The sequence below is a fragment of the Archangium sp. genome, from assembly GCF_045802675.1.
Taxonomy (GTDB): Bacteria; Myxococcota; Myxococcia; order Myxococcales; family Myxococcaceae; genus Archangium.
In genome coordinates, this window is sequence record NZ_JBJMQO010000060.1 from 20,871 (window position 1) to 27,275 (window position 6,405).

4 protein-coding genes and 1 pseudogene are annotated in these 6,405 nt (G+C 70.9%); 1 reads left to right on the plus strand and 4 read right to left on the minus strand.

Annotated features, from left to right (window positions below):
• Nucleotides 1–9 precede the first annotated feature (9 nt).
• The 3 genes from ACJ8AN_RS17655 to ACJ8AN_RS17665 form a co-directional block, all read right to left on the minus strand.
• Nucleotides 10–1,932 carry a serine/threonine protein kinase gene (locus tag ACJ8AN_RS17655; RefSeq protein ID WP_407756548.1) on the minus strand — a complete coding sequence of 641 codons (1,923 nt, stop codon included), beginning with the start codon at nt 1,930–1,932 and terminating at the stop codon, nt 10–12.
• Between the two features lie 8 nt (nt 1,933–1,940).
• Nucleotides 1,941–2,810 carry a DUF2381 family protein gene (locus tag ACJ8AN_RS17660; protein WP_407756549.1) on the minus strand — a complete coding sequence of 290 codons (870 nt, stop codon included), beginning with the start codon at nt 2,808–2,810 and terminating at the stop codon, nt 1,941–1,943.
• A gap of 1,263 nt (nt 2,811–4,073) precedes the next feature.
• On the minus strand, nt 4,074–4,958 hold the full coding sequence (locus tag ACJ8AN_RS17665) for an oxidoreductase (RefSeq protein ID WP_407756550.1): 885 nt from the start codon (nt 4,956–4,958) through the stop codon (nt 4,074–4,076).
• 71 nt (nt 4,959–5,029) lie between these two features.
• On the opposite strand from ACJ8AN_RS17665, the gene ACJ8AN_RS17670 reads away from it, so the two are divergent.
• Nucleotides 5,030–6,172 carry a class I SAM-dependent RNA methyltransferase gene (locus tag ACJ8AN_RS17670; RefSeq protein WP_407756551.1) on the plus strand — a complete coding sequence of 381 codons (1,143 nt, stop codon included), beginning with the start codon at nt 5,030–5,032 and terminating at the stop codon, nt 6,170–6,172.
• A 10-nt stretch (nt 6,173–6,182) separates the two neighbouring features.
• Here the strand turns inward: ACJ8AN_RS17670 and ACJ8AN_RS17675 are convergent.
• Nucleotides 6,183–6,405, minus strand: a pseudogene (locus ACJ8AN_RS17675) (hypothetical protein); the annotation flags it as partial.

Below are 6,405 nucleotides of genomic sequence, written 5' to 3' on the forward strand. Positions count from 1 at the left end.
GTGCCCGGACTACTCGTCCTCCTGCTCCTTCTTCTCGCTCGGCTCCTTGTAGACGAAGCGCTTGACGGCGGTGATGAGCGTCGCCCGCGGGATGCGGGCGGCCCCGGGCCGGGAGCCCGGGAGCTTCTTCTCGCCCTGCTTGTCCGTGTTGCCCAGGATGTAGCAGACCGGGTACGTCTTGCCGTCGGGCGTCTGGGCCCGGTCGTAGCGGCCGTAGACGTTGGTGCCCTCGGTGAAGAGCTCGCCGAACAGCAGCGTGCCCGGCGGAAGCTGGCCATTGTCGACGCGTGTCTTGCTGACGATGGGGCCGGAGCGGACGGTGGCGTATTCCTGGCCCGGGGCCGGCTCGCCTTGCTGGATGTCGGTGATGATTGGCGGGCCGTCCCCCCAGGCCAGGCGGAGCTCTCGCATCACGGCGCGCGACTCGGGGGGGCAGACGGTGCTGGCGGGGCGCGTCTGGGCACTGGCACAGGCCAGGCCCACGCAGGCGGCGGTGCCGAGGAACTTGCCCATGGAGCCGGGCTCGCGCGGGGGAGCTGCGTTGGGAGGCGTGTGCGGGGGCTTCTTCAAGGGAGCGCCTTTCATGGCTCGTGCCTCCACGGGGGCGGCAGCCGCGGGGGTCGACTCCAGAAGTAGTGGAGCCGCGGCCGACCCAGCTTCGGGGAGTTCCGGTGCTCGCGCCACTTCGCCGCCCTGGACTGCCTGCTCTGGAGAGGCCGGAGCGAGCGGCGCATGCCGCACCACTCCCCAAACGGCGGACAGTGCGAACCCGAGCCCCAGCGCCACGGCCAGGGCTTTCCCCGGGAGTGCCCGGCCCCGGTCCTGGCGCGCCTCCGGGGCCGGCGCGGGTGCTCCAGCCCGTTCCCTCCTCCGCCGCCGGACGGAGGAGCCTCCCTCGAGCAGTTGGACCCTGGGCGCGGTGACCGTCATCGGGCGGGTGGGAAAGCCGGGCCGGCGGATGCGCCGTCCAGGTGCCTCGCCCTCGTGGCGTGCCGGGACGGACTCCCACTCGAAGAGGCTCGCCTCCCACGCCGCGCGCCGGCCGAAGGACGCCGCCTCCACCAGTGCGTCGCGCACGTCGGCCCCGCTGGCGTAGCGCTCCCGGGGGTCCTTGGCCAGCATGCGCACCAGCACGCCGCTCAGCGCCCGGGGCACCCGCCGGTTGAAGCGCCGAGGCGCGTGCGGCCGGTTCTGCGCGATGGCCAGCGGGAGCAGGTCTCCCAGCAGCTCGGGCGGGAAGGGGTAGTGCCCCGTCACCGCCCGGTACAGGCTCACGCCGAGCGCGTACAGGTCATCCGCGGCACCTGCCTCGTACGAGGCGCCTGGCAGCTTGCCCCGCTCCACCCAGAAGCGCATGGCCTCGGGGCTGCGCAGGTGCGTCGTGCCCGGTGGCAGGGGGGCCGGGGTGAGGGAGGCCGCGCCCGCGTAGGTGCCAATGCCGAAGTCCACCAGCACCGGCTCTCCGTCCGGCTCGCGGATGAGGATGTTCTCCGGCTTCACGTCCCGGTGCATCACGCCCCGTCCGTGGAGCTCTCCGAGCGCCCCGGCCAGCTTCGCCCCCACCTGGGTGAGTTGGAGGAAGGAGGGGTTGAGCGTTTCGGCCCACCGGTCCAGCGGCAGGCCGGGCACCAGGTCCATCACGTGGAAGGTGTGGCCCTCCTCGGGGTCCGGCCAGCGCCCGCAGCCGTGGAAGCGCACCACGTGGGGGTGGACCGCCTGCTCCATCAACAGCACCGCCTCGCGCTGGGCCCGGGGGTCCTCGCGGTGCAGCGCCACCTTGAGGGCGAGCGGCACGCGGGGGTGGTGGATGTCCTCCACCCGGTAGACAGCGCCGTAGCCGCCCACGCCCAGGGGCGCCACCACGCGCCACTGGCCCACCTCCGTTCCTGGTGGGAGGGCCTCGGGCCGGAGGAGGAATGTCGTCTCATGCATGGTTCACCTCAAGGTGTGAAGGGGGCCAGGGCCATGTGGCGCTCACCGTCGCGCTCGCGCAGCTCCACGCGCCAGCGCGGCTCGGCTGGCGCCGAGGGACGCTCCAGCTCCACGGCGAGCGAGCGGCTCTCTCCGGGCTGCAGCCGCGTTCCGTCCATCCACACGGGCAGCCGCCGGAGCACCTGGCCCGCCGCGTCCCGCAGCCATGCCTCGCCGGGCGTCCAGGGCCGGGCTCCCGGGGCGAGCTCGAGCTCCACGGCCACCACGGCATGGGCGAGCGTGCGGTAGATATTCTGCTCAAGCACCTTCACCTCGCTCGATGAGTCCGCGGACGGCAGCCGCTCCAGGGTCACGCCACCCCGCAGCTCCCCCGAGAGCGCGAGCTTGGCGAGGTTGCCCGCCTCGCACCGGGCGAGCACCGCCTCCAGTTCGGACTCGAGCGCCGGCACCGAGCGCGGCCGGCGAATCACCCGCACCTGGGCATCCACCTCGCCGGTGGCCGGGACGAGCGCGAGCGTGGCGTGGGAGGGCGTCAGCCCATCCGCGAAGTCCACCGTGAGCAGCAGGGGCGTGTCCTCGGGCAGCGCGAGCGCCGGGCGCAGCACCACCGTGCGAGTCGTCGCCTCCACGAGGGCGAAGCGCTCCTGCCGGCCCTCCACTGAGAGCGAGTCGGGGTCGATCGACGCATCGAACTCGAGCACCGTGACGTAGCCGGGGGCGGCACGCACCGTGGGCGCGGGAGCGGTGGGATTGTCGGGGAGCACGAGGGAGCGCGCCTTCAGCTCGGGGCCGGAGAACAGACGCGGCTGGGCCGCCGCCGAGGCGGCACCCACCAAGGGCAGCAGACACAGGGAGCGGCGCGCGAGGGCCAGGGTCACTCGGGAGGTTCCTCCGGCGAGTCAACCTAGCAGGTCAAGGGGCGGACCGGACCCGTCCCGTGGGGCGGACCGTGCTGCTATGCTGGCACTCCCACTGCTGCTGGAGACCGTATGTCGAGACCACTCTTGGTTCTGGTGCTACTCGGCTCCCTGGACATGGGGTGCGGAGAGACGTGGGGCAGACAGAGTGCCATTGAAGTCCCGTTGCACAGGGATGTGATGGGGCTCAATTCCCAATCAACGTCATGTCAACTCACGGATAAGGAGTTGGAGGAACTCTGCAACGAGAAAAACTACCATGAACGTTGTCCCAAAGGGTGCTCCCCGTGGATTCCACGTGGAAAGCAATAGTCTGAGGTCGTGCGACTCATGCGATGGCGCATCCTCCTGGGGGTACTGGCTTCCGTTCTCCTCGTGCTCCCGATGGCCGGGGTGCTCTTCGTGTCCATGCAACCGCGAGCCGTGCCAGCAGTGCAGGAGGCAAATGCCCTTCCGGTGCTCACCGAGGATGTCCGCCGGTCCCTGCTGACGTACCAGCGGGACTGCCTCTCGGATGCGGACTGTGAGCCCCCGCTTGGCTGTTTCATGGCCTGGGGATCTGCCAACTCCTACTGCACGGACAGCCAGTGCTCGCAAGACTCGGAGTGTCCGGAGGGTTTTGCCTGCACGCTTCTCAAGAGCATTCGTGGCAAAACTCCGGTGCGGACGTGTTCGCTCGTTGGGCATCGCAAGGAGGGGGAGCAATGCCGGGTGACCGCGTACAGTCTCGCGGACGCATGTGCGCCGGGCCTGCTCTGTCAGTGGCGGTGTGGCCGGCCATGCCGGGTCGACGACCCGTCGAGCTGCCCGGTGGGTTTCTTCTGCTCGGAAGGCCGTGAAGGTGCTCCCTCCTGCCTGCCCACCTGCGAGGGTCGCTCCTGCCCCGAGGGGCAGCAGTGCATTCCACGGGGAATCGAGGAAGACGGCGGCGTCTCGGTGTGTGGCCGGGTGGAAGGGCCCGACTGCCGGAAGGACCCGTGTCCCGAGGGGCTGTATTGCGATGTCTTCGAGGTCCCCCAGCGCCCCTGGGAGATGCGGACGCAATGCATCCAATGGTGCAAGAAGGACTCGGACTGCCCGGAAGGAATCCCCTGCCTCGTCTATGAATGCCGTAAGCCTTGCAACCCGCAGACCCCTTCGTCCTGTGGTCCCGGCCTCACGTGCGGGCACCGCCATCCCGCGGAGCCCTGGTACTGCATCCCAGGCTGAGCGCCGCGTTTCCGGCTACCCGTACGACTCGCGTTTGATGCGCTTGTCCTCGATGCCGAGGTCATGGAGGTGGCCGAGCACCGCCTCCATGAAGCGCGGCGTGGCCGGAGTGCGCGTCTCCAGCGCCTTGCGCCGGTCCCACGGGGTAATCGCCGGGCCGCACACGTAGACGAGGCACGTGGCGCGGTCCGGGATGAGCTCCTCCAGTATCGCCTCGCTGATGCGGCCCTTGCGTACGTGCGGCCCGTAGCGCGACTCGTCCGTCTCGCGGGTGAGCGTGTGCACCACGCGCAGCTTTCCCGGGTGCTCGCGCTCGAGCGCCTCGAAGGCCTCGCGGTAGAGGATGTCGCCCCACGTCTTGTTGGAGAAGAGGACGGTGTGGCGCGGCTTGAGCCCCCGGTGCAGCGCGTCCTTGATGATGGAGAAGTTGGGCACCGCGCCCGAGCCGGCGATGACGTGGACGAGGTGGTCCGTGCGCTCCTCCACGTCGTCCGGCAGCACGTAGGGCCCCATGAAACCCAGCACCTTCATCTTCGTGCCGGTGAGGTGGCCGTGCACCAGGTAGGGCGAGAGCAGGGGCGGGTAGCGGGTGAAGCCGGGGATGAACTCCTCGTCCTTCACGGTGATGGACACCAGGGGCTCGTGCGGCGCGGAGGCCAGCGAGTACGAGCGCGCCGGCTCCTTGCGGCCCTTCTGCTCCTGGAGGTAGGCGCCGAAGTGGCTGATGGCGGGGAACTGGTGCGGGTCCAGGTTGAGGAACTGGCCGGCCTTGTACTCGGGGCGCTCGGAGCCGAAGTCGAGGGAGAGGGTGGCGGTGTCGTGCGTCTCCAGGCGCACCTCCGTCACGGTCACCTCGTACTCGCGGGGGCGGTTGCGTGCGGTCGTCACGGCGGCGCTCATGGCCTCCTCCCTAGCAGCCCGGTGGACGTTCTTTCGAGGAAAGCATTGCGGCCGGGCGTCGGCCGCGGACAATGCCGCTTCAGGTGACGAACGTCCAACAGAGGGAGCACGTCTTCGTCTCGGCGCTGCCGGGGCTGGAGCCCGCCCTGGAGGCAGAGGCCGGGGCATTGGGCCTTTCCCCCCAGAAGGTGGAGGGCGGGGTGGAGCTCACCGGCGCGCCGGGGCTGCACCAGGAGGCCAACCTGCGCCTGCGCACCGCGAGCCGGGTGCTGCTGCGGCTGGGGCGCTTCGCCGCGCCGGATGCCGGGGCGCTCGCGAAGGGGCTGGCGGGGCTGCCCCTGGGCCCGGTGTGGGACGGACGCTCGGCGCCGAGGCTCTCGGTGGCCCTGCACCGCGCGCGTTTCAAGGGGCCGGACGCGGTGCTCGCCGCGGCGGCGAAGGCGTGGCGGCTGCCCTCGGTGGAGCGCGTGGGCGTGCTCGACGAGGAGGTGTCCGAGGGCCTCACCCTGCTCGTGCGGCTGGAGGGCGACACGTGCACGGTGAGCGCGGACACCAGCGGCGAGCCCCTGCACCGGCGCGGCTACCGGCAGGAGGTGAGCCGGGCCCCGCTGCGCGAGACGCTCGCCGCGGGCATCCTCGTGCTGGCCGGTTATGACGGGGCGGAGCCGCTGGTGGACCCGATGTGCGGCTCGGGCACCTTCCTCGTCGAGGGCGCGTGGATGTCCCAGCGGAAGGCGCCGGGGTTGCAGCGCTCCTTCGCCTTCGAGCGCTTCCCCGGCTTCGATGCGGCGGCCTGGCGCGCGCGCAAGGCCCGGGTGGAGGCGGAGGCGCTGCCGGCGCCGCGCTCGGTGCCGAGGGGCTATGACATCAACGCGGGAGCGCTGGGCACGGCACGGCGCAACGCGCGGCGGGCCGGGGTGACGCTCACGCTGGAGCGCCAGGACGTGCGCACACTGACGCCCCCGGCGGGACTCGGACGCGGGCTGGTGGTGGCCAATCCGCCCTACGGCAAGCGGGTGGGCGAGGCGGAGGACCTGCCGGGGCTGTACCGCGCGCTGGGCGCCACCTTCCGGAGGGCCTTCCCGGGCTGGCGTGCCGCGGTGCTCCTCCCCGAGGATCCGGGGCTGCAGCGCGCGCTGGCGTTGCCCGAGGGACGCAACCTCCCGGTGCGCAACGGAGGCCTGCGCTGCCGCCTCCTGCTGTGCTCGCTCTAAGCCAGCCGAACTAAGTTCTTTCAGGGGGGCCCGGCGCGCGGGGACGGAGAAGAGCCTGGAGCGTGCTGGGCCGTCTCAGTTGCTGTAGACGCTCGACGGCTTCAGCATAGAAGGAATCGCGCTTCCTCGTCAGCATGCGGCTGAAGAAGGTGTCCTTGGTGTGGCCCCAGAAACCCTCAATCCAGTTGAGGCTTTCGGAGGTGTACTTCGGCAGGAAGATGGGGGTTACCCAT

Coding starts and splice junctions, on each gene's coding strand:
- ACJ8AN_RS17655 (WP_407756548.1), bottom strand. CDS start 1,932: ATGCATGAGACGACATTCCTCCTCCGGCCCGAGGCCCTCCCACCAGGA.
- ACJ8AN_RS17665 (WP_407756550.1), bottom strand. CDS start 4,958: ATGAGCGCCGCCGTGACGACCGCACGCAACCGCCCCCGCGAGTACGAG.
- ACJ8AN_RS17670 (WP_407756551.1), top strand. CDS start 5,030: ATGCCGCTTCAGGTGACGAACGTCCAACAGAGGGAGCACGTCTTCGTC.